Source organism: Streptomyces sp. MAR4 CNX-425, assembly GCF_048656465.1.
In the GTDB taxonomy this organism is placed as follows: Bacteria; Actinomycetota; Actinomycetes; order Streptomycetales; family Streptomycetaceae; genus Streptomyces.
This window is the reverse complement of the sequence record NZ_JBMDLF010000011.1, coordinates 37,613-62,100: the sequence shown is the minus strand read 5'-3', so window position 1 is coordinate 62,100 and position 24,488 is coordinate 37,613. Positions and strand designations below refer to the sequence as shown.

General features: G+C 75.8%; 22 protein-coding genes, 1 pseudogene and 1 riboswitch. Of the genes and pseudogenes, 10 read left to right on the top strand and 13 right to left on the bottom strand.

Features of this window, described 5'->3' with window-relative positions; all coding sequences use genetic code 11:
• Positions 1–633 precede the first annotated feature (633 nt).
• Positions 634–1,839 carry an ornithine--oxo-acid transaminase gene (gene rocD / locus ACHZ99_RS26980; RefSeq protein ID WP_420307363.1) on the bottom strand — a complete coding sequence of 402 codons (1,206 nt, stop codon included), beginning with the start codon at positions 1,837–1,839 and terminating at the stop codon, positions 634–636.
• Positions 1,840–2,196: 357 nt separating this feature from the next.
• A riboswitch (ZMP/ZTP riboswitch) is annotated at positions 2,197–2,287 on the top strand.
• 33 nt (positions 2,288–2,320) lie between these two features.
• Between rocD and glyA the strand changes: the two genes are divergently transcribed.
• Positions 2,321–3,595: a serine hydroxymethyltransferase gene (gene glyA / locus ACHZ99_RS26975; protein ID WP_420307362.1), complete on the top strand. Its 1,275-nt coding sequence runs from the start codon at positions 2,321–2,323 to the stop codon at positions 3,593–3,595.
• Positions 3,596–4,004: 409 nt separating this feature from the next.
• On the opposite strand, the gene ACHZ99_RS26970 is transcribed toward glyA, so the two are convergent.
• The 3 genes from ACHZ99_RS26970 to ACHZ99_RS26960 all read right to left on the bottom strand — a co-directional run bounded on the left by ACHZ99_RS26970 (position 4,005) and on the right by ACHZ99_RS26960 (position 6,407).
• On the bottom strand, positions 4,005–4,850 hold the full coding sequence (locus ACHZ99_RS26970; protein ID WP_420307361.1) for a hypothetical protein: 846 nt from the start codon (positions 4,848–4,850) through the stop codon (positions 4,005–4,007).
• An 83-nt stretch (positions 4,851–4,933) separates the two neighbouring features.
• Entirely contained in the window at positions 4,934–5,635 is a 702-nt protein-coding gene (locus tag ACHZ99_RS26965; RefSeq protein ID WP_420307360.1) for a hypothetical protein, read from the bottom strand.
• A 202-nt stretch (positions 5,636–5,837) separates the two neighbouring features.
• A complete protein-coding gene (locus tag ACHZ99_RS26960) occupies positions 5,838–6,407 on the bottom strand; it encodes an RNA polymerase sigma factor (RefSeq protein WP_420307549.1) in 570 nt (189 codons plus the stop codon).
• 170 nt (positions 6,408–6,577) lie between these two features.
• Here ACHZ99_RS26960 and trpS point away from each other — a divergent pair, with 170 nt between their 5' ends.
• From trpS to ACHZ99_RS26945, 3 genes and pseudogenes are all read left to right on the top strand, one after another.
• Complete coding sequence (trpS, locus tag ACHZ99_RS26955; protein WP_420307359.1) at positions 6,578–7,597, top strand: tryptophan--tRNA ligase; 1,020 nt, start codon at positions 6,578–6,580, stop codon at positions 7,595–7,597.
• A 21-nt stretch (positions 7,598–7,618) separates the two neighbouring features.
• Positions 7,619–8,200 (top strand): 2'-5' RNA ligase family protein, encoded by a 582-nt coding sequence (locus ACHZ99_RS26950; RefSeq protein ID WP_420307548.1) that lies wholly within the window; start codon positions 7,619–7,621, stop codon positions 8,198–8,200.
• Between the two features lie 143 nt (positions 8,201–8,343).
• Positions 8,344–9,126: pseudogene (locus ACHZ99_RS26945) on the top strand (YihY/virulence factor BrkB family protein); the annotation flags it as partial.
• On the opposite strand, the gene ACHZ99_RS26940 reads toward ACHZ99_RS26945, so the two are convergent.
• Together ACHZ99_RS26940 and ACHZ99_RS26935 are read right to left on the bottom strand one after the other, a co-directional pair.
• Positions 9,043–10,461, bottom strand: a complete 1,419-nt coding sequence (locus ACHZ99_RS26940) for a D-alanyl-D-alanine carboxypeptidase family protein (RefSeq protein ID WP_420307546.1) — start codon at positions 10,459–10,461, stop codon at positions 9,043–9,045. The pseudogene ACHZ99_RS26945 and the gene ACHZ99_RS26940 sit on opposite strands and share 84 nt — an antisense overlap.
• Before the next feature lie 298 nt (positions 10,462–10,759).
• Positions 10,760–11,392 carry a winged helix-turn-helix transcriptional regulator gene (locus ACHZ99_RS26935; RefSeq protein ID WP_420307358.1) on the bottom strand — a complete coding sequence of 211 codons (633 nt, stop codon included), beginning with the start codon at positions 11,390–11,392 and terminating at the stop codon, positions 10,760–10,762.
• 85 nt (positions 11,393–11,477) lie between these two features.
• On the opposite strand from ACHZ99_RS26935, the gene ACHZ99_RS26930 reads away from it, so the two are divergent.
• From ACHZ99_RS26930 to ACHZ99_RS26920, 3 genes are all read left to right on the top strand, one after another.
• Positions 11,478–11,882 (top strand): tautomerase family protein, encoded by a 405-nt coding sequence (locus ACHZ99_RS26930; protein ID WP_420307357.1) that lies wholly within the window; start codon positions 11,478–11,480, stop codon positions 11,880–11,882.
• Between the two features lie 88 nt (positions 11,883–11,970).
• On the top strand, positions 11,971–12,264 hold the full coding sequence (locus ACHZ99_RS26925) for an SCO4848 family membrane protein (protein ID WP_420307356.1): 294 nt from the start codon (positions 11,971–11,973) through the stop codon (positions 12,262–12,264).
• A gap of 36 nt (positions 12,265–12,300) precedes the next feature.
• On the top strand, positions 12,301–13,806 hold the full coding sequence (locus ACHZ99_RS26920; protein WP_420307545.1) for a metallophosphoesterase: 1,506 nt from the start codon (positions 12,301–12,303) through the stop codon (positions 13,804–13,806).
• Between the two features lie 11 nt (positions 13,807–13,817).
• Here the strand turns inward: ACHZ99_RS26920 and ACHZ99_RS26915 are convergent, their stop codons facing one another.
• A complete protein-coding gene (locus ACHZ99_RS26915; RefSeq protein WP_420307355.1) occupies positions 13,818–15,323 on the bottom strand; it encodes a PLP-dependent aminotransferase family protein in 1,506 nt (501 codons plus the stop codon).
• A 46-nt stretch (positions 15,324–15,369) separates the two neighbouring features.
• On the opposite strand from ACHZ99_RS26915, the gene ACHZ99_RS26910 reads away from it, so the two are divergent.
• Entirely contained in the window at positions 15,370–15,840 is a 471-nt protein-coding gene (locus ACHZ99_RS26910; RefSeq protein WP_420307354.1) for a carboxymuconolactone decarboxylase family protein, read from the top strand.
• Positions 15,837–16,616: an isocitrate lyase/PEP mutase family protein gene (locus ACHZ99_RS26905; protein ID WP_420307353.1), complete on the top strand. Its 780-nt coding sequence runs from the start codon at positions 15,837–15,839 to the stop codon at positions 16,614–16,616. The genes ACHZ99_RS26910 and ACHZ99_RS26905 overlap by 4 nt, the downstream gene beginning before the upstream one ends.
• A gap of 70 nt (positions 16,617–16,686) precedes the next feature.
• Here the strand turns inward: ACHZ99_RS26905 and ACHZ99_RS26900 are convergent, their stop codons facing one another.
• The 6 genes from ACHZ99_RS26900 to ACHZ99_RS26875 form a co-directional block, all read right to left on the bottom strand.
• Positions 16,687–18,633: a hypothetical protein gene (locus ACHZ99_RS26900; RefSeq protein ID WP_420307352.1), complete on the bottom strand. Its 1,947-nt coding sequence runs from the start codon at positions 18,631–18,633 to the stop codon at positions 16,687–16,689.
• A 430-nt stretch (positions 18,634–19,063) separates the two neighbouring features.
• The gene (gene rpmF, locus ACHZ99_RS26895; protein WP_420307351.1) at positions 19,064–19,252 is read right to left on the bottom strand and encodes a 50S ribosomal protein L32; all 189 of its coding nucleotides are present in this window, start codon (positions 19,250–19,252) and stop codon (positions 19,064–19,066) included.
• Positions 19,253–19,662: 410 nt separating this feature from the next.
• Positions 19,663–20,661 (bottom strand): malate dehydrogenase, encoded by a 999-nt coding sequence (locus ACHZ99_RS26890; protein ID WP_420307350.1) that lies wholly within the window; start codon positions 20,659–20,661, stop codon positions 19,663–19,665.
• Positions 20,662–20,790: 129 nt separating this feature from the next.
• Positions 20,791–22,281 carry a helix-turn-helix domain-containing protein gene (locus ACHZ99_RS26885; RefSeq protein WP_420307349.1) on the bottom strand — a complete coding sequence of 497 codons (1,491 nt, stop codon included), beginning with the start codon at positions 22,279–22,281 and terminating at the stop codon, positions 20,791–20,793.
• A gap of 143 nt (positions 22,282–22,424) precedes the next feature.
• Complete coding sequence (locus ACHZ99_RS26880; protein WP_420307348.1) at positions 22,425–22,808, bottom strand: DUF3017 domain-containing protein; 384 nt, start codon at positions 22,806–22,808, stop codon at positions 22,425–22,427.
• The gene (locus ACHZ99_RS26875) at positions 22,808–23,734 is read right to left on the bottom strand and encodes a bifunctional methylenetetrahydrofolate dehydrogenase/methenyltetrahydrofolate cyclohydrolase (protein WP_420307347.1); all 927 of its coding nucleotides are present in this window, start codon (positions 23,732–23,734) and stop codon (positions 22,808–22,810) included. Before ACHZ99_RS26875 ends, ACHZ99_RS26880 begins: the two co-directional genes overlap by 1 nt.
• Before the next feature lie 110 nt (positions 23,735–23,844).
• Here ACHZ99_RS26875 and ACHZ99_RS26870 point away from each other — a divergent pair, with 110 nt between their 5' ends.
• Complete coding sequence (locus tag ACHZ99_RS26870; RefSeq protein WP_420307346.1) at positions 23,845–24,465, top strand: hypothetical protein; 621 nt, start codon at positions 23,845–23,847, stop codon at positions 24,463–24,465.
• The last annotated feature ends 23 nt before the right edge of the window (positions 24,466–24,488 follow it).

Sequence of the window (24,488 nt, the reverse complement as noted above, 5' to 3'; positions counted from 1 at the left end):
CACGGGCGTCGAGTTTCGCCCGCCGACGTGCACGAGGCGGACCTCGGTGCGGGCGGGATCGAGGGCGCATCGCCGTCTGCTCCGTCCTATCGCCGGCCACGCCCGGAGTCCGGCACTCCTGGAGAGCCGGGCTGCGGGCCCCGGGGGGACAAATGCTCCACACCCCGTCGCCGCGCTCCCGCCACGCACGGCCGCCCACCCCGACATCGCCCCCACCACCCGACACCGCTCCACTCACCGTCCCCGGCCGCCCCCGACGCAGACCCCCCGTCGGCCGAGAACGGTCCGGTCGCTGGCACCACCCCGCCGCCGCGCCCCCGTACCCGCTACCGCCCCGCGGCGCCCAGTCGGGCCGCGGCATCGCCGGCCGAGCCGACTCGGCCGGTACCGGCCGCACCCCCGGGCGGGAGGCGACCCCGGCGGCCGGGAGACGGAGGCGGGGCGTGGTGGCCGCGCACCACGCCCGGGGCCACAGACCGCCCCCCGGGGCACGGACGCCCCCGGAGGCCGCAGACCGTTCCCGGGCGCGGCCGCAGCCGGGGCGCTGCCCCGGAGCCGGTTCGGGCTGCGGGCTGCACTCGCTCGGGCGGGGTCCCGCGGCCCGCGGCACCCCGCCCGCGGTACCCCGCGTGATCAGGCGGACAGGACCGCGCGGAGCTGGTCCAGGCCCCAGTCCAGGTCTTCCTTCGTGATCACCAGCGGCGGGGCGATCCGGATCGTCGAGCCGTGGGTGTCCTTCACCAGCACGCCCCGCGCCATCAGCTTCTCCGAGATCTCCCGCCCCGTGCCGTGCGCCGGGTCGATGTCCACGCCCGCCCACAGGCCCCGGCCGCGTACCTCGCGGACCGCGCCCGTGCCGGTCAGCAGGCCCAGCTCGTGGTGCAGGTGCTCGCCGAGTTCCGTGGCGCGCTGCTGGTACTCGCCGGTGCGGAGCATCTCGATGACCTCCAGGCCCACGGCGCACGCCAGGGGGTTGCCGCCGAAGGTGGAGCCGTGTTCGCCGGGGTGGAAGACGCCGAGGATCTCGCGGCTCGCGACGACCGCCGAGAGCGGCACCACGCCGCCGCCGAGGGCCTTGCCGAGGACGTAGACGTCGGGCACGACGTCCTCGTGCTCGCAGGCGAACGTACGGCCCGTGCGGCCCAGGCCGGACTGGATCTCGTCGGCCATGAAGAGGACGTTGCGGGCCGCCGTCAGCTCCCGTACGCCCGCCAGGTAGCCCGGGGGCGGCACCAGCACGCCCGCCTCGCCCTGGATCGGCTCCAGCAGCACGGCGACGGTGTCGTCGTCGACGGCGGCGGTGAGGGCGGCCAGGTCGCCGTACGGGACGATCTCGAAGCCGGGGGTGTACGGACCGTAGTCGGCGCGGGCCTCGGGGTCGGTGGAGAAGGAGACGATGGTGGTCGTACGGCCGTGGAAGTTGTTCTCCGCCACGACGATCTTCGCGCGGCCCTCGGGCACGCCCTTGACCCGGTAGCCCCACTTCCGGGCGGTCTTCACCGCGGTCTCGACGGCCTCCGCGCCCGTGTTCATGGGCAGCACCATGTCCTTGCCGCACAGCTCGGCGAGCCGCGTGCAGAACTCCGCGAAGCGGTCGTGGTGGAAGGCGCGCGAGGTGAGCGTCACCCGGTCCAGCTGGGCGCGGGCGGCGTCGAGGAGGCGGGGGTTGCCGTGGCCGAAGTTGAGGGCCGAGTAGCCGGCGAGCATGTCCAGGTAGCGGTTGCCCTCGACGTCGGTCATCCACGCGCCTTCGGCGGTGGCGACGACCACGGGGAGGGGGTGGTAGTTGTGCGCGCTGTGGGCGTCGGCTGCGGCGATGGCTGCGTCAGTACGCGTCACGGGGTCTCCGTTCCGTTGCGCCGTGAAGGGCGGTGCCGGTGGGGCGGGGGTGGTGCCCCTGTTTCTATCTTCGCTCGGATGCCGCACGAAGGATCCATCACCGCCGGGCGTGCCCGCTAGAGGGGGTCCGTCCCTTGGCGCCCTTGTTCAGATCGGCGTAGAGCTTTCGTCCAGGCCGTCGAACTCCTTCGCGCGCCGGGCGTCGGCGCACGTGGAGATGTCCCGGCAGGCGGCGGCCATGGGCGCACCTGCTGCCAGGAGGTGCCCGAGGACGGACGGGCGGGTCCGGCGGCGGGCGTCGCGGAGAGAGGCGGCGTCGGCGCGCTCCCTTCGGACGGGGCCAGCCGCTAGGGTGGAACCGCGTGCGGCGACTGGCGAACGTGGAACGGACCACGGGGAAGCCGTGCGGAGCAGCAGCCGAGTGGCGCCGCCCGCCTGGGCGCCCCGGGTCCGACGCAGACTCGACCCGGAGGGACATGCCATGACTCCCGCCCACCCCGCCCTCGCGCAGACCGATCCCGAGCTGGCCGCCCTCGTCGCCGCCGAGGAGCAGTTGCAGACGGACACGCTGCGCCTCATCCCCAGCGAGAACTACGTCTCCGCCGCCGTGCTGGAGGCCACCGGCACCGTACTGACCAACAAGTACAGCGAGGGCTACCCCGGCAAGCGCTACTACGAGGGCCAGCAGAACATCGACCCGATCGAGACCCTCGCCGCGGCCCGCGCCAACGCCCTCTTCGGCTCCGACCACGCCAACGTGCAGCCGTACTCCGGCTCCCCCGCCAACCTCGCCGCCTACCTGGCCTTCGCCGAGCCCGGCGACACCGTCATGGGCATGTCCCTGCCGCACGGCGGCCACCTCACCCACGGGTGGAGCGTGTCCGCGACCGGCAAGTGGTTCCGCGGCGTGCAGTACAAGGTGCGGCGCGAGGACGGCCGCGTCGACTTCGACGAGGTACGGGACCTGGCGCGCGCCGAGCGCCCGAAGATCATCCTGTGCGGCGGCACCGCCATCCCGCGCACCATCGACTTCGCCGCCTTCGGCGAGATCGCGCGCGAGGTCGGCGCCGTGCTGGTCGCGGACGTGGCGCACATCGCCGGGCTCATCGCCGGCGGCGCGCACCCCTCGCCCGTACCGCACGCGGACGTGATCACGACGACCACGCACAAGACGCTGCGCGGTCCGCGCGGGGCGATGATCCTGACGCGCGCGGAGCACGCGCGCGCGATCGACCGCGCGGTCTTCCCCGGGTTGCAGGGCGGGCCGCACAACCACACGACGGCGGCCATCGCGGTGGCGCTGCACGAGGCGGCGCAGCCGGGGTTCCGGGACTACGCGGCCGCCGTGGTCGCCAACGCGAAGGCGCTGGCCGCGCAGCTGGCGGAGCGGGGCTTCGAGCTGGTCTCGGGCGGTACGGACAACCACCTGATCCTCGTCGACCTCACGGGCAAGGAGGTGCCGGGGAAGGTGGCCGCGAAGGCGCTGGACCGGGCGGGGCTGGTGGTGAACTACAACACCGTGCCGTACGACCCGCGCAAGCCGTTCGACCCGTCGGGCATCCGGCTCGGGACGCCGTCGCTGACGTCGCGGGGGCTGGGCACGGGGGAGATGGCTCAGGTCGCGGAGTGGATCGACCGCGGGGTCGCGGCGGCGAAGGCGGGCGGGGAGGAAGAGGACGTGGTGCTGAAGGGGATCCGCGGCGAGGTGGCGGAGCTGATGGCCGCCTACCCGGCCCCCGGACTGCCGGTCGCCTGACGGGTCGCCTGACGGCGTCGGTGGGCACCCCTCGGACCCGCGGGGCGCGCGCCTGGCGGCGGGCCTGCGGGGCGCCTGGCGGCGGGCCTGCCGGTCGGCGGGTCGCCCGGGCGGGGCGGCGGGGCGCCTGGCGGCAGGGCGACGGTCGGCGGGTTGCCACGGCTGGGGCGGTGGGTCACCTGGTGCGGCGGTCGGCGGGTCGTCCCGGCGGAGCGCTGGGGGCGGCAGGGCGGCGGTCCGCGAGTTGCCACAGCGGGGGCGGTCGGCGTACCGGGGGCGCCTTGCGGCGGACCGGGCCTTACCCGGTTGCCTGCGCACCCCCCGGCCGGGCGGTCTCCCCGCACTCCCGCCCCAGGGTATGCGCCCCCTCTGACAACGGCGGGCGCGTACGTGCCGAGGCCCGGCCTCGTCAGCCTTCCCGGTCGGGCCTGTCGGTCTGGTCCAGCAGGACGCCGCGGGGCCCCGCGGCCGTCCGGCGGCCGCGCAGGCGGGGGACGGCCGCGGTCAGGAGCGCGCCGGTCGCCAGGCCCGGGAGGGTCCACCACCAGTTCGTGCCGGGGCCCGGGTCCGGGGTGGCGGCCGCGCGGCCGGCGGTGGCCGCATCGCCGTCCGGCGCCGCCGCGGCCTCGGCCTCGGCCGCCTCGGCGGGCGGTCCCGCAGCCGTCCCCCCGGCGCCCCCGGCGCCCCCCGCAGCGCCGTCTCCCCCGTCTTCCTCCTCCGGCGAACCCCCGCCCCCCGGCGGGACCCCCTCCGCGCCGAACTGCCGCGGCACGTACCACCCGCGCTGCTCCTCCGGCTCCTCCGCCACCCCCAGGCGGTCCAGCAGCGACCCCAGCCGCTCCGGGTGCGCCACCCGGCGCCACGTCTCCGTCGCCGCCGTCGCGTCCGCGCCCGCCGCCCTGCTCACCACCGCTCCCCCGCGCGCGTCCGGGTACAGGGTGTCGACGCGCCACACGTGCACGTCGTGCTGGAGCCACGTCACGGTGATCCGCCGGCCGTCCATGCCGCCGAGTTCCGCGTCGGTGCGCAGCGGGTCGAGTCGTTCGCCGGTGTCGCCGATGGCCTTGTCGAGCGCCTTGTAGCCGGGGTCCGTGGCGTACAGCGCGGCGGCGTCGCCGCTGCCGCCGTTGACGAGCAGCGCGCTCGTCGGGCCGCCCGCGGCGGCCGGTCCGGCGAGGCCGAGGCCGAGGCCCACGGCCGCGGCGAGGGCCGAGGCGGCGGTCACGGGGGTGCGCCGGCGGGTGGGTCTGCGCATGTCGTCGCTCCGATCCGGTCGTACGAGCCGGCCCCGCTCTCCGTACGAGCCGGGCTCCGCCCTCCGTACACCGCCGCCCGGCCTCAGGTTCCGCGCGGGGCGGCGGAGTCCGCGATGCGCAGCGCCCGCGGCTTGCCGGGGACGCCTTCGAGCCGGAGGGTCAGGTCGCCGGGGCCCTGCCACAGGAGGGTGGGGCCGGCGGTGCGGACGGTGCGCCGGTACGGGGCGCCGCCCCCCGGCTCGTGGAGGAGCAGCTCCAGGCGGTGCGGCTCGGGGAACCACAGGGCGGTGCCGGTGGCGACCTGCTCCCACTCCGGCGGTACGGGGGACGTCTTGCCGACGAGGGGGTCGAGGGTTCCCCGGAACGCGTCCAGCCGTACGCGCCCGTCCCCCCAGCACAGCGACACCATCCGGCCGTCCGCCGACACGCCCGCCGCGTCCGGCGTGCCCAGCTCGCGCGGCACCGGCGGCCGGAAACCGGCGCGGCGGGCGGCCGCGTCGGGGCTCAGCGCGCCGCAGCCGCCTCCGCCTCCGGGGCCGGCGCCGGGGGTGGCCGGCGTCGCCGACGGCGTGACCCGTACCGCCACCCCACCGAAGTCGAACAGCGACGCCACCCCGGCCCGTACGGGGGGAGCCAGCGCGAGCGCCGCCAGCACCGCCGCCAGTACGGCGAGCAGCACCCGCCGCCGCGCGCGCGCCCAGCGCCGTACCCGCACCCGCCGCCCGGCGACGGGCACCGGCTCCCCCGCGACGCGCTCCGCCACCCCGGCGACGACCCGCTCCACGTCGACCCCGGCACCGGCACCGGCCGCGGCACCCGCGCCAGCCCCGGCACCGGCACCGGCATCGGCTCCAGTCCCGACACCGGCCCCGGTACCGGCACCGGCCCCCGACCGTCCAAGCGCCCGCAGCTCCTCCGCCAGCGCCTCCAGACCGCCCCGCTCGCCCCTCACACCCCGCTCGTCCCGACCGCCCCGCTCGCCCCGCTCACCCACCGGACCCGCCTCCCTCCCCCAGCAGCCGCGCCAGCTCCCGCAGCGCCCGGCTCAGCCGCGACTTCACCGTCCCCCGCGGCACCCCCAGCACCGCCGCCGTCTCCGCCTCGTCCAGGTCCAGCAGGTACCGGTGCACGACCACCTCCCGGTGCCGTTCCCGCAGTGCCCGCAGCGCCGTCAGCAGCTCCTCCCGGCGCTCCGCCGCCAGCACCCGCCCCGCCGGGTCCGCCTCCGGGTCCCCGGCCGCCACCCCCGGAGCGCCGGGTTCCGCCGTGCCTGCCGCGACCGCCGCCGCGCGCGCGTTCGCCGCCCGCCGCCGCGCCGCCGACCGCACTGTGTTCTTGGTCTCATTGGCCACGATCCGCAGCAGCCACGGCCGGAACGCCGCCCCGTCCCGGAAGCCGCCGAGGGCCCGGTACGCCTTGACGAAGGCGTTCTGCACCACGTCCTCCGCGTCCGCGCCCGCGCCCAGCAGCAGCGCGAGCCGGTGGGCGGTCTCCGCGTGCGCGCGCACCAGCTCCGCGTACGCCTCGGCCTCGCCGTTCCGTACGCGCGCGACCAGCCGCGCCTCGCCCGCGGCGCCCCCCTCGCACCCCTCGCCCGCGGCGCCCGCGCCGCCCGCACCGTCCCCGCTGATCGTCGCCCCTCCCCTCGCCGCCCCCGCCCGGGGCCGCCGCACCCTCCTTACACCGCGGGCCCGAAACGCGTTCCGCACCTGAGAGAATGAGCGGCATGGCAGCTCCGACCCGTCCCCCCCGCGTGCTCTCCGGCATCCAGCCCACGGCCGGCTCGTTCCACCTCGGCAACTACCTCGGCGCCGTCCGTCAGTGGGTGGCCCTCCAGGACACGCACGACGCGTTCTACATGGTGGTGGACCTGCACGCGATCACGGTCCCGCAGGACCCGAAGGAGCTGCGCAGCAGCACGCGCCTCGCCGCCGCGCAGCTCCTCGCGGCCGGTCTCGACCCGGACCGCTGCACGCTCTTCGTGCAGAGCCACGTGCCCGAGCACGCGCAGCTCGGCTGGGTGATGAACTGCCTCACGGGCTTCGGCGAGGCGTCCCGCATGACGCAGTTCAAGGACAAGGCCGCCAAGCAGGGCACGGCCAACACCACCGTCGGCCTCTTCACGTACCCCGTCCTGCAGATCGCCGACATCCTGCTCTACCAGGCCGACGCCGTCCCCGTGGGCGAGGACCAGCGCCAGCACATCGAGCTGACCCGCGACCTCGCCGAGCGCTTCAACGCGCGCTACGGCCGGACGTTCACCGTCCCCGCGCCGTACATCCTGAAGGAGACCGCCCGGATCTACGACCTCCAGGACCCGACGGTGAAGATGAGCAAGTCCGCGTCCTCGCCCAAGGGCCTGCTCAACCTGCTCGACGAGCCGAAGTCCTCCGCCAAGAAGATCAAGAGCGCGGTGACCGACACGGACACCGAGATCCGCTACGACCCGGAGGGCAAGCCCGGCGTCAGCAACCTCCTCACCATCTACTCGACGCTCACCCAGGCCACCGTCGCCGAACTGGAGCAGAAGTACGCCGGCAAGGGCTACGGTGCGCTGAAGACCGACCTCGCCGAGGTGGTGACCGAGTGGGTGACGCCGTTCCGCTCCCGTACGCAGGAGTACCTGGACGACCCGGAGACGCTGGACTCGCTGCTGGCCAAGGGCGCGGAGAAGGCGCGTGCGGTCGCGGCGGAGACACTTGCAGAGGCATATGACAAGGTGGGCTTCCTGCCCGCCAAACACTGAGGGCCCGTGAAGGAGACGCTTGTGGGGACCGTGACGGTCGGTGTGTCCATCGCCGTCCCGGAGCCGTACGGCAGCCTGCTGCAGCAGCGCCGGATCGGCTTCGGCGACACCGCGGCCCACGGCATTCCCACGCACATCACGCTGCTGCCGCCGACCGCGGCCGACGCCGGCGAGCTGCCGCGGATCGAGCGGCACCTGGCGCAGGTCGCCGCCCGCGGCGTGCCGTTCCCGATGCGGCTGAGCGGTACGGACACCTTCCGGCCGCTGACGCCGGTCGTCTTCGTGCAGGTGGTGGAGGGTGCGGCGGCCTGCTCCTGGCTGCAGAAGACGGTGCGGGACGCCTCCGGGCCGCTGGCCCGGGATCTTCAGTTCCCGTACCACCCGCACGTGACGATCGCCCACGACATCGACGAGGCCGCGATGGACCGGGCGGCGGCGGAGCTGGCGGACTTCGAGGCGGCGTGGTCGGTCGACGGGTTCTCGCTGTACGAGCAGGACGCGGAGGGCGTGTGGCGGCTCCAGCGGCAGTTCCGCTTCGGCCGGGACCCGGCGCTGGAGGTGCCGGCGCAGACCCGCTCCGAACCGGCCCCGTCGCCGGGCTGAGGCGAGCCCGCCCGCCGCGCGTGCCGCGTCACCTTCCCCTCGCCCCCCACCGATAACCTGACGTTTCCGGGGCATACGCCGGTCGTACGGCCGACAGCCGCCGCCGGCCCGGTGACGGCGGCACGGGGGACGCGACGGCAGGAGTGGGCGTGGAGTGGCTGACCAGGGTGCCCGTCGTGGGTCCGTACGCCGCCCGGCTGCTGCGCACCCGCCCGTACCGGGCCTTCGCGCACCTCCAGGACCGGCACTGGAGCCGGCTCGCCGGCGCCGTGACCTTCAGCAGCTTCGTCGCCCTCTTCCCGCTGCTCACCTCGGCCGCCGCGATCTCCGCGGCGGTGCTGAGCGAGGGCCGGCGCAAGGACGTGGAGGAGTGGATCACCGAGCAGGTGCCCGGCATCTCCGACAAGCTCGACCTCGGCGGCCTCTTCGCCAACGCCGGCACGGTCGGGCTGATCTCCCTGGCCGCGCTCCTCCTCACCGGCATCAACTGGATCAGCACCCTCCGCGACGCCCTGCGCGCGGTGTGGGACCGGTCGGACACCACCGAGAACCTGTTCCTCGGCAAGGGCAAGGACGCACTCATCCTGTTCGGGCTCGGCGGCACGCTGCTCGTCTCGCTCACCGTCTCGATCACGGCGACGACCGCCGCCGACGCCGTCTTCGACCGGCTCGGCATCGAGGACGGCGGTGCGGGCGGCGTGCTGCTGGGGGTGGCCGCGTTCGCGGCGGCCGTCATCGCGGAGCTGCTGCTCCTGGTCTACGTCCTGACCCGGCTGCCCGGCGTGCACCCGCCGCGCCGGCGGGTGCTGGAGGCCGCGCTCGCGGGGGCGGTGGGGATCGAGCTACTCAAGCTTCTTCTCAGCGGATACCTCAGCGGCGTCGCCGGACGGAGCGTCTACGGCGCCTTCGGCGTCCCCGTCGCGCTTGTCCTCTGGATCAACTTCATGGCCCGCCTCCTGCTCTATTGCGCCGCTTGGACGGCCACGCCCGACGAGGTCGGGGAGCGGCCAGCGGCGGTGGATGACGTAGGCGACGATCGCGAGCAGCGCGACTGAGCCGACGGTGATGACGAGCGCGGTGCCGACGCCGCCCTCCTCCTCGCGGGTCGCGACGGGCTCGGTGCCGTCGGACGCGGACGGCTGCTCGCCGGCGCCGGCGGAGCCGGCGGACCCTGCGGACCCGCTGTTCCCACCGTTCTTCCCGTCGGCGTTCTTGCCGGACCCCTCGCCGGTCCCGGCCCCGGTCCCGTCCTCCGGGCGCATACCCTCCGGCGGCACCAGCTCGCCGACCGGCTGCACGGCGGGCGCGGCCTCGAAGCCCCAGTCGAGGAGCTTGGCGGCCTCCTTGTAGACGGCGTTGGACTCGGTCTCGTCGGGGTGCATGACGGTGACGAGCAGCACCCGGCCGTCGCGCTCGGCGACGCCGGTGAAGGTGGCGCCGGCGTTGGTGGTGTTGCCGTTCTTGATGCCGGCGATGCCCTTGTACACGTCCACGTCGACGTCGCCGGTGAGCAGCCGGTTGGTGTTCTGGATCTCGAAGTACTCGCGCTTGCCCTTCTTCCCCTTCCCGCCGGGGAACTTCGCCCGGGGGGTGGAGGCGTACGACCGGAAGTCGGGGTTCTGCATCCCGGCGCGGGCGAGCAGCGTCAGGTCGTACGCGCTGGAGGTCTGCCCCTTTTCGTCGTACCCGTCGGGGCTGACCACGTGCGTGTCCTCGGCGCCCAGCTCGTGCGCGCGGTCGTTCATGTCCTGCACCGTCTTCTCGACGCCGCCGTTCATGTGGGACAGCACGTGCACGGCGTCGTTGCCGGAGCGGAGGAAGACGCCGAGCCACAGCTCGCGGACGGTGTAGGTGAGGTTCTCCTTGATGCCGACGAGGCTGCTGCCCTCGCCCATGCCCTCCAGCTCCTCGGGGGCGACCTTGTGCTTCTCCTCCTTGTTGAAGCGGGGCAGCAGGGTCTCGGCAAAAAGCATCTTCAGCGTGCTGGCCGGGGGCAGCTTCCAGTGCGCGTTGTGCGCGGCGAGCACGGCGCCGCTCTCGGCGTCGGCGACGACCCAGGAGCGGCCGGTGAGCTTCCGCGGCAGCTCGGGGGCTCCGGTACCGAGGTCGACGTGGGTCCCGGGCTGGCCGAGCAGGGTGCCCCCGACGTTCGACATCTGGTCCGGCGGCCGCGGCTTGTCGTCCTGGGCCGCGGCGGGCGCGACGCCTCCGAGCGACAGCAGGGTGGCGGCGGCGGCGAGCGCGGCGCCGCGGATAGTCACATGAGATGTCGACACGTCGCGAACCTACCTGGAGTCGCCGCCGATGTGGACACCGAGGTGCGCTAGTTGGCCGAGGACCGCCCCCGGAAGGGGACCGGTGCCGTACGGGCAGGGGACGGAAGCCCGGTTCCGCGGCGCCCCCGGCGCGGGGCCGAACTGTCCCGCCGACCGGGCGGATTGCCCCGTCCGGCCCGGGGCCGCGCGCATCAACGCGGCCGTGACCGGGGGCTTCGACGACCTCGACGACGAAGACCAGCTTCCTGTTCTTCGTCGTCGAGGTGCCGGAGGTGTAGCGGGTTTACCCCCGCTGCGCCGGCGCATCCGGCGCGTACGGGCGGAGGCGGCGCAGCAGGCGGGCGTCGCCGGTGACGGCCAGGCCGCGGGACGCGGCTTCGGCGGGGTCGATGCGGCCGGCGAGGAGGCCCACGGCCGCGTCGGGGGGGCCGGTGAGGACGAGGTCGGGGGCGGCGGCGCGGCCCGGTTCCATGGTGACGCGGCCCGCGGCCGAGCGGAGGGTCATGGGCTCGTCGTCGCACCGCACCTCGACGGTCAGCTCCGGGCGGGCGGCGTCGACGCCCGGGAAGAGCGCGGCGACGGGGTGGGCGAGCCAGTGGCCGCGAAAGGCGTCGCCGGGCGCCATGCGGTCCATCATCGGGTCCGCCCACCGGCCGATGGCGGCCACGACGTCGCGCAGGCCCTCGCCCCGCTCGGTGAGCCGGTAGTGGTCGTCGGCCTTGGCCACCAGCCCGTTGGCCTGCATCGTGCGCAGCCGTACGGAGAGCAGGTTGGTGGCGACGCCCGGCAGGCCCTGGAGCAGCTCGCCGTAGCGGCGGGGGCCGTGGAGGAGCTCCCGGACGATCAGCAGCAGCCAGCGGTCGCCGATCGCGTCGAGACCGCGCGCCAGCGCGCAGTAGTGCCCGTACGATTTCACATCCTCAAGCGTAGCAACTTTATTTTTTCAAGCTTCAGCACTATCGTTTCGAGAGTCAGGCGACGAGAAGAGAAAGAGGCACGCCATGCCCGTCATCTACATCGACGGCCCGCGAGGGCTGTCCCAGAACGCCAAGAAGAAGCTGGTCGAGGAGGTGACGCGGGCGGCCGACGAGGCGTACCGCGTGCCCGACGTGCGGATCTGGCTGCGCGAGACCCCCGCCGACGGCTACGCCCAGGACGGCGTCCTGGGCGCCCGGGTCCGGCCGGTGGTGACGCTGGAGGTCCCCGAGCTGTCGGGCATCGAGGCGAAACGCACCCTGGTCGCGCGCATCAACGCGGCCGTGACCGGGGCCTACGGCGACCACGCCGACACCGAGCACACCATGGTGTTCCTGAACGGCTACCCGCTTGAGCAGGTCGGGCTGGCCGGCCGGATGCAGTCCGACCGGCCCGAGATGGTCAAGCTCGCCGAGCAGCTCGCCGGCTGAGCGGTACGGGGCGGCCACCCCGCGCCCCGCGGGGCCGGCCCGCGAACCCCGGACGCTGCCCGGCGCGCGGAGGTGCGAGGCTAGGCGCATGCACCTCTCGCGCCGCGCTTCCTGGTTCCTGCTCGCCTTCGGCGGGTGGTCCTGGTTCGTCTGGATCACGTTCGTCCGGAATCTGTGGAAGGACTCCAGCGGGCTGGCCTTCGAGGACGGGGACCCCACGGGGTACTTCTGGGTGCACCTCACCCTGGCCGTGGCGTCCTTCGCGTTCGGGACGGCGATCGGGTGGCTGGGGCTGCGGGGCGTACGGGCGTCGCGGCGGGACGGCGGCGCGGCGGGCGGGGACGGCGCGGAGACGCGCGCGACGGCCGGGGCGGGGAGGTAGGCCGTGGTGGCGGTGTTCGTGCTGGTCCTGATCGCGATGGTGCTGCTCGTCGCCGCGGCGCACTGGTACGTGTGGCGGCGGCTGGTCCGCGACACCATGCGGCGCGGCGGCTGGCCGCGGCGGCTGGGGACGTCGGCGGTGGTGCTGCTGCCGCTGCTGGCGGTGGCGACGATGATCTCGGAGCGGGCCGAGGCGCCGATGGCGGTGCAGCGGGCGCTGGGATGGCCGGGGCTGATGTGGCTGGCGTTGCTGCTGTATCTGCTGCTGGGGCTCGCGGTGGGCGAGGTGGTCCGGCCGGTGCTGCTGCGGGTGCTGGAGCGGCGGGCACAGCGGCAGGCGGCGGGCGCGGCGGCGGGCGGTGCGGTTCGTACGGGCGGTGCCGCCGGGGCGGCTCCGGTGGCCGAGGCGGAGCGCGAGGCGGCCGTCGCGGCGCTCGCGCAGCAGGTGGCGGTGACGGAGGCGGCGGACGGCGAGCCGGTCGGGGGCGGCGGTGGTGCCGGTGGCTCCGGCGGTACGGGGACGGGGGCGCCGCTGCGGCTGGCGCCGGTCACCGGGCACGTGGACGGCGGCGGCGCGGAGGGCGCCGGTGCGCAGGGCGCCGGTGCGGGGCCGGGCGGCGGGGTGCAGGGCTCCGGTTCGGGGCCGGGCTCCGGTGTGGCGGAAGGCCCCGGCGTCGGCGGCCGTGCGGAGCCGGCCGCCGCCGACGTGTCCCGGCGGCTCTTCGTCGCCCGTACCGTCGCCGTCGGCGCCACCGCCGTCGCCGCCGGCACCGTGGCGTACGGGGCGTACGGCGTGCTGGGCCGCGCGCCCCAGGTGAAGAACGTCACCGTCCCCCTGACCAAGCTCCCCGCGAGCGCCGACGGCTACCGCATCGCCGTCGTCAGCGACATCCACCTCGGCCCCGTCCTCGGCCGCCGCCACACCCAGCGGATCGTCGACACCATCAACGCCCAGCGCCCCGACCTCGTCGCCATCGTCGGCGACCTCGTCGACGGGACGGTCGACCACCTGGGTTCGGCCGCCGAGCCGCTCGGGCAGCTGAACGCGCGCGACGGCTCGTACTACGTGACCGGCAACCACGAGTACTTCGCCGGCGCCTCCGGCGCCGCCGAATGGATCGACCACCTCCGCGAACTCGGCCTGCACCCGCTCGAAAACGCCCGTACCGAACTGCCCGGCTTCGACCTCGCCGGCGTCAACGACGTCTCCGGTGAGGACGTCGGCGAGGGCCCCGACTTCGCGCGCGCCCTCGGCGACCGCGACCCCTCCCGCGCCTCGGTGCTCCTGGCCCACCAGCCGGTCGTCATCCACGACGCCGTGGACCACGGCGTCGACCTCCAGCTGTCCGGGCACACCCACGGCGGGCAGCTGTGGCCCGTCACGTACATCGCCAAGGCGGCGAACCCGACGCTGGCTGGGCTGGAGCGGTACGGGGACACGCAGCTGTACGTCACCCGCGGCGCGGGCGCGTGGGGGCCGCCGGTGCGGGTGGGCGCGCGGTCGGACATCACGATGGTGCGGCTGGCGTCGCCGCGGGCCTGACCGCCCGCCCCTTACGTCTCCGCCTCCAGCACCCGGCACAGCGCCGCCAGCGCCCCCGGATACAGGTGCTCCGGCGGCGTGCCGTACCCCACCACCAGCGCCTCCCCCTCCGGCCCCGGCACCTCCCCCGGCGGCGCCGGCGCCGTGAAGTCGGCGCCCTCCTCCCACGCGCCCTTCCCGTACTCGTACGCCCCCAGCCGGGCCACCGCCAGCCCCTCCCGCGCCGCCCGCGCCAGCACCCGCCCCTCGGTGCCCGGCGGCAGCCGCACGACGGCGTGCAGCCCCGCCGCGATCCCGGTCACCGTCACCCGCGGCGCCCGCCGCGCCAGCTCGGCGACGAGGCGGTCGCGGCGGCGCCGGTAGCGCTGGCGGGCCGCGCGTACGTGGCGGTCGTAGCCGCCGGACTCGACGAACTCCGCCAGCGTCAGCTGGTCCACCACCCCCGGCGGCGTACGGCTCAGCGCCTGCACCGCGTGCACCGCGCGCAGCAGCCGCCCCGGCAGCACCATCCAGCCCAGCCGCAGCGCGGGCGACAGGCTCTTGCTGACCGTGCCCAGGTGCGCCACGTGCTCCGGGTCGAGCGACTGCAGCGCCCCCACCGGCTGCCGGTCGTAGCGGAACTCCCCGTCGTAGTCGTCCTCCAGCACCACCCCGCCCGCCGCCCGCGCCCAGTCGACGGCCGCCGCCCGCCGCTCCGGGGCGAGCGGGACGCCGGTGGGGAACTGGTGCGCCGGGGTGAGGAGGACGGCGTGCGCCCCGGTGGCGGGCAGCGCGGCGGTGGCGACGCACCCGTCGTCGTACGGCAGCGGCACCGTCCGCAGCCCGGCGTCGGCGAGGAGGCGGCGGTGCAGCCCCAGCCCGTACGGCTCGACCGCGACCCGCCGCGCCCCCTCCGCCCGCAGCACCTCCGCCAGCAGCCGCAGCCCGCTGGTGAACCCGGCGCACACCACGATCCGCTCCGGCTCCGCGTACACGCCGCGGGCCCGCGCCAGATACCCGGCCAGCGCCCGCCGCAGCTCCACCCGGCCGCCCGGCCCCTGGTGGCCGAAGGCCGCCGAGGGCGCCGCCGTCAGCGCCCGCCGCGCCGCGGCGGCCCACGCGGCGCGCGGGAAGCGGGCGGAGTCGGGGGCGCCGGGCAGCAGGTTGTACGTCGCCCGCCGGTCCAGCGGGTGCGGCGGCGGCTCCGGCACCCGCGCGGCGGCCGCCCCCGTCCGGCGCGGCCGGGCGCGGGCGGCGACGCGGGTGCCGGAGCCCTGCCGGGCGGTCAGCCAGCCCTCGGCGACCAGCTCGGCGTACGCGTCGGCCACCGTGTTCCGCGCCACGCCCAGGTCCGCGGCCAGCGCCCGGGACGACGGCAGCCGGGTGCCGGGCGCCAGCCGGCCCGTACGCACCGCCTCGCGCAGCGCCCGGATCAGCGCGGCACCGGTGCCGCGGGTGCCGCCGCGTACGTCGAGGTGCAGGTCCAGGGAGCGCTGGAAGTCCCGCAGCTCCCTGGAAGTGGCCCATGAATCCGCCATGGAAATGGACCATACATCTGGGATATGACGATCTAGCGTGGGAGTCATGACACAGCGCCTCAACATCGCCGCACTCGTCCCCGACGTCCAGCGCGCCCTCATCAGGCTGGAGCAGGCGGCGAAGAAGGACCTCGACCCCGTCGTCTTCGAGCTGGTGAAGCTCCGCGCCTCCCAGATCAACCACTGCGCGTACTGCATCGACATGCACTCCAAGGACGCGCGCGCCGCCGGCGAGTCCGAGCAGCGCCTCCACCTCCTGTGCGCCTGGGAGGAGGTGCCGCACCTCTACACCGAGAAGGAGCAGGCCGCGCTGGCCCTCACCGAGGCGGTGACGGTGCTGACGGACGGCTTCGTCCCGGACGCGGTGTACGAGCGCGCGGCGAAGCACTTCGCGGAGCCGGAGCTGGCCCGGCTCATCAGCGTGCTGATCGCGATCAACTCCTGGAACCGCTGGTGCGTCACCAGCCGGATGGAGGCCGGGCACTACCAGCCGAGCGCCGCCGGGCAGCCGGAGTGACGGCGGCGGAGGACGACGGCGGCCCGGCGGGCGGGCAGGGGGTCGCGGACTTCCGCGCCCTGCACCACGGCCGGGACCCGGCCGACCCGCTGGTCCTGCCCGGCCCGTGGGACGCCGCGAGCGCGCGCGCCTTCGCCGACGTGGGCTTCCCGGCGCTCGCCACCCCGAGCGCCGGTGTCGCCAAGTCCCTCGGCTACGGAGACGGCCAGGCCACCCCGGTCGACGAGATGTTCGCGGCCATCGCCCGCATCGCCCGCGCCGTCACCGTCCCCGTCACCGCGGACATCGAGGCGGGGTACGGCCTGCCGCCCCGCGAACTGGTCGAACGGCTCCTGGCGACGGGCGCGGTGGGCTGCAACCTGGAGGACACCGTCCACCCCGGCAAGACCCTCGGGGACGCGGGCCGGCAGGCCGACTTCCTCGCCGCGGTACGCGCCGAAGCGGGCGACCGGCTCTTCGTCAACGCCCGCATCGACACCTTCGTACGCGGCGTGCCCGACCCGGCGCCGGCCATCGAACGCGGCCGCCTGTACGCGGCGGCCGGCGCGGACGCCGTGTACCCGATCATGGCGCCGCCGCGGCACCTGCGGCTGCTGGCCGACGAGATCGGCCTGCCGGTCAACGCCATGGCGACACCGGACGGCCCGGGCCCGCAGGAGCTGGGCACGCTGGGGGCGAGCCGGGTGACATTCGGGGGCGGGCTGCTGGATCGGACGCTGGTGGCGGTACAGCAGCTGGCGACGGAGCTGCGGACGGCGGGCGCGGACGGAGGCTGAGGACGAGGCTGAGACTGAGGACGAGGACGCCGCGTCTGCGGGGCGCCCGGTGGGGACCGGCCCGCCGGGCTCAGGCCCCGTCATCCGGCGCCGGGCACTCCGCCTCGACGCAGAACGACGCCGTCATCTCGTCGACGACCTCCCGCTGCAACGGCCAGCTCGACTCCGGCCCCGACGCGAGGAGGGCGTACATCCTTCCGTCCCCCGTCTCCCGGTCGTGCAGCAGCACGCGACGCGGGCCGAACTGCTCATCGACGTAGGAGTAGTCGTACTCGGCCGCGGTGTGCAGATCCACCAGGTCGTTGAGCCGGTAGCCGTCGGCCTCCTGCTTGGTCTCCTCGATGATCTGCACGGCCTCGAACGGGCTGACCTGCTCGGTCACCTCGTAGACCTGGATAAACGCCCCGCCGCCCACCGGCTCTTCGTAGAACACGGACACGCCGTCGACGCGGCGCTGCCAGTCCTCGGGCACGGCGAGGGAGTAGTCGTCCTCGGTGGCGAGCGCGTAGCCGGGCGGGAGGGCCGACTCCGAGGCGGACGGCGACGGCGGCTCGGAGGACGGCGGCGGTTCGGGGTCGTCCGCCGACGGCTCCGGCTCCGCCGAGACGCTGCTCTGCGGCTTCGCCGTCTCGTCGCCGTCGTCGTCGCCGAACAGCAGCCAGCCGCCGGCGCCGAGCGCGCCCGCGACGACCACGGCGAGCCCCACCACCGCGGCGACGACCCCGTTGCGCGGGGACCGGTCCGCGGGCTCGGTGCCGAGTTCGAAGCCGCCGGGGTACGGGGTGTAGGCGGCGTACGGGTCGTGCGCCTCGCCGCCCCCGGTGCCGGGGGGCGGCCCGGGCGGCGGGGGTACGGGTTCGTGCACCGCCGGGTACGCGGCCGCCGGCGGCGGGGTGGCGTGCTGCGTCGGCAACTCGGCCGCCGGAGTCCCCGCACCGGGCCCGCGCGCCGCGCCCGGGTCGTACGCGGTGGGCGGCGGCGCCGAAGCCCCGGGGTCTGCCGACCAGTCGGGCGCGGTGAGCGGCGGCGCCGGAAACCCGGTGCCTGCGGGCGGCCCGGCGGGAGCAGGCGGCCCGGCGGGGGCAGAGGGCTCGGCAGGCGCAGGCGGCTCGGTGGGGGCGGGCGGCTCGGTGGGGGCGGGCGGCTCGGTGGGGGCGGGCGGCTCGGTGGGGGCGGGCGGCTGAGCGGCGGCGGACAGTTCGGCGGGGATGGACAGCTGGGCGGGTCCCGGCGGGCTGCCGGGGGCGGGGGCCGGGGGTTCGGCGGGGGCGGGCGGCTCGGGCGCGGCCCACGCGGGCCCCCCGGCCGACGCCTCCGGACCGCGGTCCTCCCACCACTCCCGCACCGCCCCCGACGCCGGTCCGGCGTCGGGACCGGCGTCCGAGGGCTCGTCGACGGCGTCCCGGGCGGCTACGTCGGCCGGGGTGTCCGCCATGGCGTCGGGGCCTTCGGCCCGGGCGTCGTCCGACGCGGCGGTCGGCGGCGTGTCCGCGGAAGGGGAACCGGAGTCGGGCGTCCTGTCTGCCGGTGCCTGGCCCTCCGGCGCCTCGTCCTCCGGCACCTCGTGCTCGGGGGCTTCGTGCCCGGGGACCTCGTGCCCGGGGACCTCGTGCTCGGGGGCTTCGTCCTCGGGGACTTCGTCCTGCGGAGCCTCCTCCTCGGGAGCCTCACCGCCCTCCTCCGCCGCCTCTTCGGCCGTCCCGTCCGACGACGACACCGCCGCCTCGTCGGGGACGGAGTCCTGGACCTCCCCCTCCGGGGACTCGGCGTCCGCGTCGGCCGGGGCGTCCGGCGGGTCACCCGGCGTCCCGCCCTCCGCAGGCCCGTCCGGCTCCCCCGGGGACGACCCCTCCGGCCCGGAGGGCTCCGGGCCCGGGGCCGTTGGCCCGGTGTCCGGCAGCGGCGGCGGCTGGGCGGGCGGGGCCGGGGGCGGCGGTGGAGGGGCGGTCGGGGGCGGCGGGACCGCGGGGCCCTGCCGCCATTGCTGCGCGTCCTCGTCCCAGTACGACCCGCTCATGCTCCACTCCCCTGTCCCCCACCCGGCTCTCAGCCGAGCAGCCGGCCGATCGACTCCACCGCTGCCGCCGCCGCGGCACTGCCCGTGCCGATGAGGGCGGTTGCGCGGGCAACCCGGCCCGCAGCGCACGGAGACTCGTCACCGGCGCCTCCGCGTCCGCCGGCACACCGAACCGTACCGAGGAGTCGACGGCCCGCGCCCGCGCCCGCGGCCCCTGGGCCACGGCGCCGCCCGACATCGTGCCGATACCGGTCCCTCCGGGCAAGGGCGGCGGCACCGACAGCCCCGCGGCACCCGGCGCCGGAACTCCGGGCCGGCGCCGGCGGGCCGCGGGACAGCCGCCGTCGAGACATCCTCACCGTGCGGCAACCGGGCCCCCGGATCCGCTTTTTGACCTGCACGACTTCGCGGTCAGGGGCGACCGTACGCGCTACGGGCGATAGACCTGCCGCCCCTTGTACTGCCCGCAGTGCGGGCAGGCGGTGTGCGACGGCTTCGGCTCGCCGCACACCGCGTTCGGGCACGGCGTCAGCGCGGGCGCGGAGACCCGGCCGCGCCACTGCGCGCGGTGGTGGCGGACCCGGGCCCGCGACTTCTTCCTGAACATCGAGCTGGACACGCTGGTTCCCTTCCTCCGGTGGACGTTCGCTGCGGTGGTGCGGCGAACGCGGGCGGGGGATCCCGCCCGACCAGGGGCCGGAGAACCAGGGCGGTGTCGGGGTGCACCCGCGGGCGCACGTGGGTACGCGCGCGGGCGCGTAGAGAAGGGGGCTGAGGCACGGGGACGTCCCGGAGACATGATCGGTCGAGCAGGGCAGGCCGAAGCAGCCCCGCGGACGGCGGGGCCGGGGCGGGGCAGCTAGTGCGCCTCGGGTGTGTCGACCGGCTCGGAGACCATGCGCCCGACCGTAGGGACGGAGTCCGTACGGCCGCAACCGAATAAGCCCCGCACACACGGCCGCGGCGGGCCCTCCCTGGGGAGAGCCCGCCGCGGCGGTGGCCGGTGGCGTCTGGACGACGCCCGTGCGCTCAGACCAGACCGAGGGCGCGCACCGCCTCGCGCTCCTCCGCCAGCTCCTTCACGGAGGCGTCGATGCGGGCCCGCGAGAAGTCGTTGACCGCCAGCCCCTGCACGATCTCGTACGAGCCGTCCGCGCAGGTCACCGGGTACGAGGAGATGAGGCCCTCCGGCACGCCGTACGAGCCGTCCGACGGGATGCCCATCGACACCCAGTCGCCCTGCGGGGTGCCGTTGACCCACGAGTGGACGTGGTCCACCGCGGCGTTGGCGGCCGAGGCCGCCGAGGAGGCGCCGCGGGCCTCGATGATCGCCGCGCCCCGCTTGGCGACGGTGGGGATGAACTCGTCGGCGAGCCACTTCTCGTCGTTCACGACCTCGGCGGCGTTCTTCCCGGCGATCTCGGCGTGGAAGACGTCCGGGTACTGGGTCGCGGAGTGGTTGCCCCAGATCGTGAGCTTCTTGATGTCGCCGACCGCGGCGCCGGTCTTCTTCGCCAGCTGCGACAGCGCGCGGTTGTGGTCGAGGCGGGTCATCGCGGTGAACCGCTCGGCGGGCACGTCCGGCGCGGCGGCGCGGGCGATGAGCGCGTTGGTGTTGGCGGGGTTGCCGACGACGAGGACCTTGACGTCGTCCGCGGCGTGGTCGTTGATGGCCTTGCCCTGCGGCTTGAAGATGCCGCCGTTGGCCTCCAGCAGGTCGCCGCGCTCCATGCCCTTGGTGCGCGGGCGGGCGCCGACGAGCAGCGCGACGTTGGCGCCGTCGAAGGCGACGTTCGGGTCGTCGCTGATGTCGATGCCGCGCAGCAGCGGGAACGCGCAGTCGTCGAGCTCCATGGCGGTGCCCTCGGCGGCGCCGAGGGCGGGGGTGATCTCCAGCAGCCGCAGCCTGACCGGTACGTCCGGGCCGAGGAGCTGGCCGGAGGCGACACGGAAGAGCAGCGCGTAGCCGATCTGCCCGGCCGCGCCGGTGACGGTGACGGTGACGGGGCTGTCGGGAGTGCGGGTCATGGTGATCTCTCCGATAGGGGGCGCGACATTCGGGCTGGCGGGGCCCGGGCGGCCAAGGGCAGCCGTGCCCCCGGAGGCCAATCTATCCGACTGGCACGGAGTGCCGGTGGGCGGCCGGTGTGGGTCCGCTCACGGTGGCGTGCCCGTCGTGCAGTCCGCGGTGCCGTCGGGGAGCGCGGCGCAGGCCCGCACGTCGGCCAGCCGTTCGGCCGGGACCATCGCGGTGAAGCCCTCGCTGGTGCCGGCGGACGCGTCCTCGCGGACGGGCTCCTCGCCCGGTGCTTCGGCGAGGGCGGTGACGGTCGAGCCGGGCGCGGCGGCGGTGATGCGGGCCCACGCGGCCCGGCAGGGCTTGCTGTAGCGGATCTCCAGAAGCATGTCGCCGACGTAGATCTCCTTGGTCGTACGGGCGAAGTCGCCGCCGCAGCCCATCTCGTCGGGGTCCCGGCCCGTGCAGTCGGCGCCCCGGCACTCCACGCCCTCGGGTAGCGGCTCGGAGCCGGATCCGGGCCCGGATCCGGAGGCGGACCCGGACGGCGAGCCGGGCGCCGAGCCGGCGGGGCCGGTGTCGGTGTCGGGCGGCGGGCCGCCGCGCGGGTCCTGCTCCTCGACGCCGGGGTCGGTGATCAGGCCGTGGGCGACGTAGACGGCTCCGGCGCAGCTGCCGGTGAGGAGGAGGGTGACGAGGCCGGCGAGGAGGACGCGGCGCAGCGGCCAGCTCTTCGCGGGGGGCGGGGCCGCGGTGGCGGTGGTGGAGACCACGGGGATACGGGACGTCGCGGCCGGATCGCGGGCCGGATCCGGATCCTGCTCCTGCTCCGGCTCCCGGGCGGGGGCGGGGGCGGGGCGGGAGACGGCGCGGAGCTTGGCGGTCTCGTCGTCGCGGGAAGGGGCGTCGGCCGCGCCGGTGCGGCCGGAGCCTTCGCCGGTCCCGTCCGTACCGGCCCCGGTCCCGGCGTCGCCGCCCGTGCCCGCGCCCGTGCCCGCGCCTGTCCGCCGTCTGCCCGGCGGCTCCTCGCCGCGCCCCTCCGGCGGCGGCGGGGGGCCGGGGCGTACCGCTGAACGCTCGGCCGCGTCGGGGCGTACGGGACGTTCGGGATACGCGGCGCCCGCGGGCCGCTCCGGCGCCGCACCGGGCCGCCCGGGCCCGGGCCCGGGTATCTCCTCCGGTGGCGGTATCGCCGCCGCGCCGGACACGTCCTCGCCGCGTCTCCGGCCCCGGCCCAGGACGCCCCGCAGCCCCCGCCCCGGCCGCCCGCCCGGCGCCGCACCCGCGTCGTCGTCCACGTCCTGCTCGGACCCCGGCTCGGCCGCCCGCAGGGCCCGCAGCGCCGCCTCGTTCCGCAGCTCGGCCCGGCTCCAGGCGCGGTCGGCCGCGCCCCACTCGGCCATCAGCTGCTCGTCCCGCGCGTCCGTCACCTCCGCGAACGCGACCACCGACTCCCGCGACGGCATGAGCCGCCCGCCCAGGTAGCGCTCCCACGACGACCTGCTGTAGCCGGTGCGGTCCGCGATCTCCGACACGGTCAGGCCGCTGCGGTCGACCAGCCGGCGCAGGTGCTCGGCGAACTCCCGTATCTGCGGGTCGAGCTCTTCCGGCAGCTCCTTCCAGCGAGGCATCGCTACTCCCTCGTTCCCCCTTGGTCCCCGTGACGCGCTCCCGCTCCAGCATGGCACCTGCCAGCACGAACGTGGAGAACCCGGGTACGGACCGGCCCCCCGGCCGGCCTCTCCGCCGGCCCCGGACGGCCCGCCGTGCGCGGTCAGCGCACGGAGAAGTGGACGACGTCCTCCACGAACGGCAGGTCGAGCCACGGGTTCGGCATCGCGACCAGCGCCAGCAGCACGATCGCCAGCCCCAGCACCCCGAACGTCACGATGTCGGTGAACCGGGACCGCACCGCCAGCATCCCCACCTCCGGCACCACCCCCCGCAGCACCCCGCCGACGAGCAGCGACCCGCCGACGACCAGCGTGCCCTCGCGGAACGGGCCCGCGGCCACCGTGACGAACCCGGCCGCCGCTATCGCCAGCACCAGGAGTATCGGCCACTGCCGCACCGGCGGCGGCGCGTGGCCGGACGCGGCCCGGCCGCCGCCCTCGGGGCGTACCGTGCCGCGGGTCGGGAACGCCGTGCGCCGGGCCATCAGCGCGCCGCCGGCGAGGCCGTGCCCGTCCCCGACGCGCCCGTACCGGACGCCCCGCTCGCCCCCGGTGCCGCGCCCGCCGCGGCCTCGGCCGCCTCCACGACGTTGAACAGCAGCATCGCGCGCGTCATCGGCCCGACCCCGCCCGGGTTCGGCGACAGCCAGCCGGCGACGTCCGCGACGCCCGGGTGCACGTCGCCGACGATCTTGCCGTGCTCGTCGCGGCTGACGCCGACGTCGAGCACGGCGGCGCCCGGACGGACGTCCGCCGGCTTGATCAGGTGCGGCGAGCCGGCCGCGGCCACGACGACGTCGGCCTGCCGCAGGTGGGCGGCGAGGTCGCGGGTGCCGGTGTGGCACTGGGTGACCGTGGCGTTCTCCGACTTGCGGGTCAGCAGCAGCGGCAGCGACCGCCCGATGGTGACGCCGCGCCCGACGACCACGACGTGCGCCCCGTTCAGCTCCACCCCGAACTGCCGCAGCAGGCGGATGCAGCCGTTGGGCGTGCAGGGCAGCGGCGCGGGCTCGTTCAGCACGAGCCGGCCGAGGTTGGTGGGGTGCAGCCCGTCCGCGTCCTTGGCCGGGTCGATGAGCTCCAGCACCCGGTTCTCGTCGATGTGCCGCGGCAGCGGCAGCTGCACGATGTAGCCGGTGCAGGCCGGGTCCTCGTTCAGCTCCCGGACGACCGCCTCGACCTGCTCCTGCGTGGCGGTCGCGGGCAGTTCGCGCTGGAGGGAGGCGATGCCGATCTCGGCGCAGTCGCGGTGCTTGCCCGCGACGTACTTCTGGCTGCCCGGGTCGTCCCCGACCAGGAGGGTTCCCAGACCGGGTGAGACACCCCGGCCCTTGAGCGCCTGCACGCGCGTGGCAAGCTCGGACTTGATCGCGGCCGCGGTGGCCCTGCCGTCGAGAATCTGGGCGGTCATGGGCCCCATCCTCCCCGATGCGGCGGGTAACAGACCAATCAGCCGGTCTGGACAGCCGTCCTCGGGCCAGGTCAGTGTGTCAGTACCTCAAACCGCGGAAGAAGGGCACCGTGAGCCTCCCCGACCAGAACAACCCCTACGGCGGGCCCCAGGGCCAGCAGCAAGAGAAGCCGGCCGAGCAGGCACCGCAGCAGGCGCCATACCCGCCCCAGCAGGCGCCGCAGCAGGCGCAACAGCCGTACGGCTACCCGCAGTACCCCGGCGCCGGCCAGCCCTACCCCGCGTACCCCGGCGGCCCCGGCCCGTACGGCGCGGTCGACCACCCGACGAGCATCCCGGGCAAGGCGACCGCCGCCCGCATCATGATGTTCATCTCGGGCGGGCTGCAGGCCCTGCTCTCGATCCTGCTGCTCATCGGCGTCGCCGCGGACCCGGACGCCATCGAGGACGGCTTCAGCGAAGGCTCGGGCGTCGACGTCCCCGCCGGGGCCGTGGCCGCCGTCGCCGGCCTCTACCTCGTGCACGCGGCCCTGGGCATCGCCCTCGCCTCGCTGTTCGGCAAGGGCCGGCGCGCCGTGCGCGTCTGCACCTTCGTGTGGCTGAGCTTCCTCATCCTCTTCGGCGTGCTGGGGCTCCCCATCGGCATCATCTGGATCACGCTCGGCATCATCTCCATCGTGATGGTCGCCGGCAGCGACTCCGGACGCTGGTTCTCCCGGCCCCGCCCGTGACGTGATCCCCGTCTCGTGCGAAG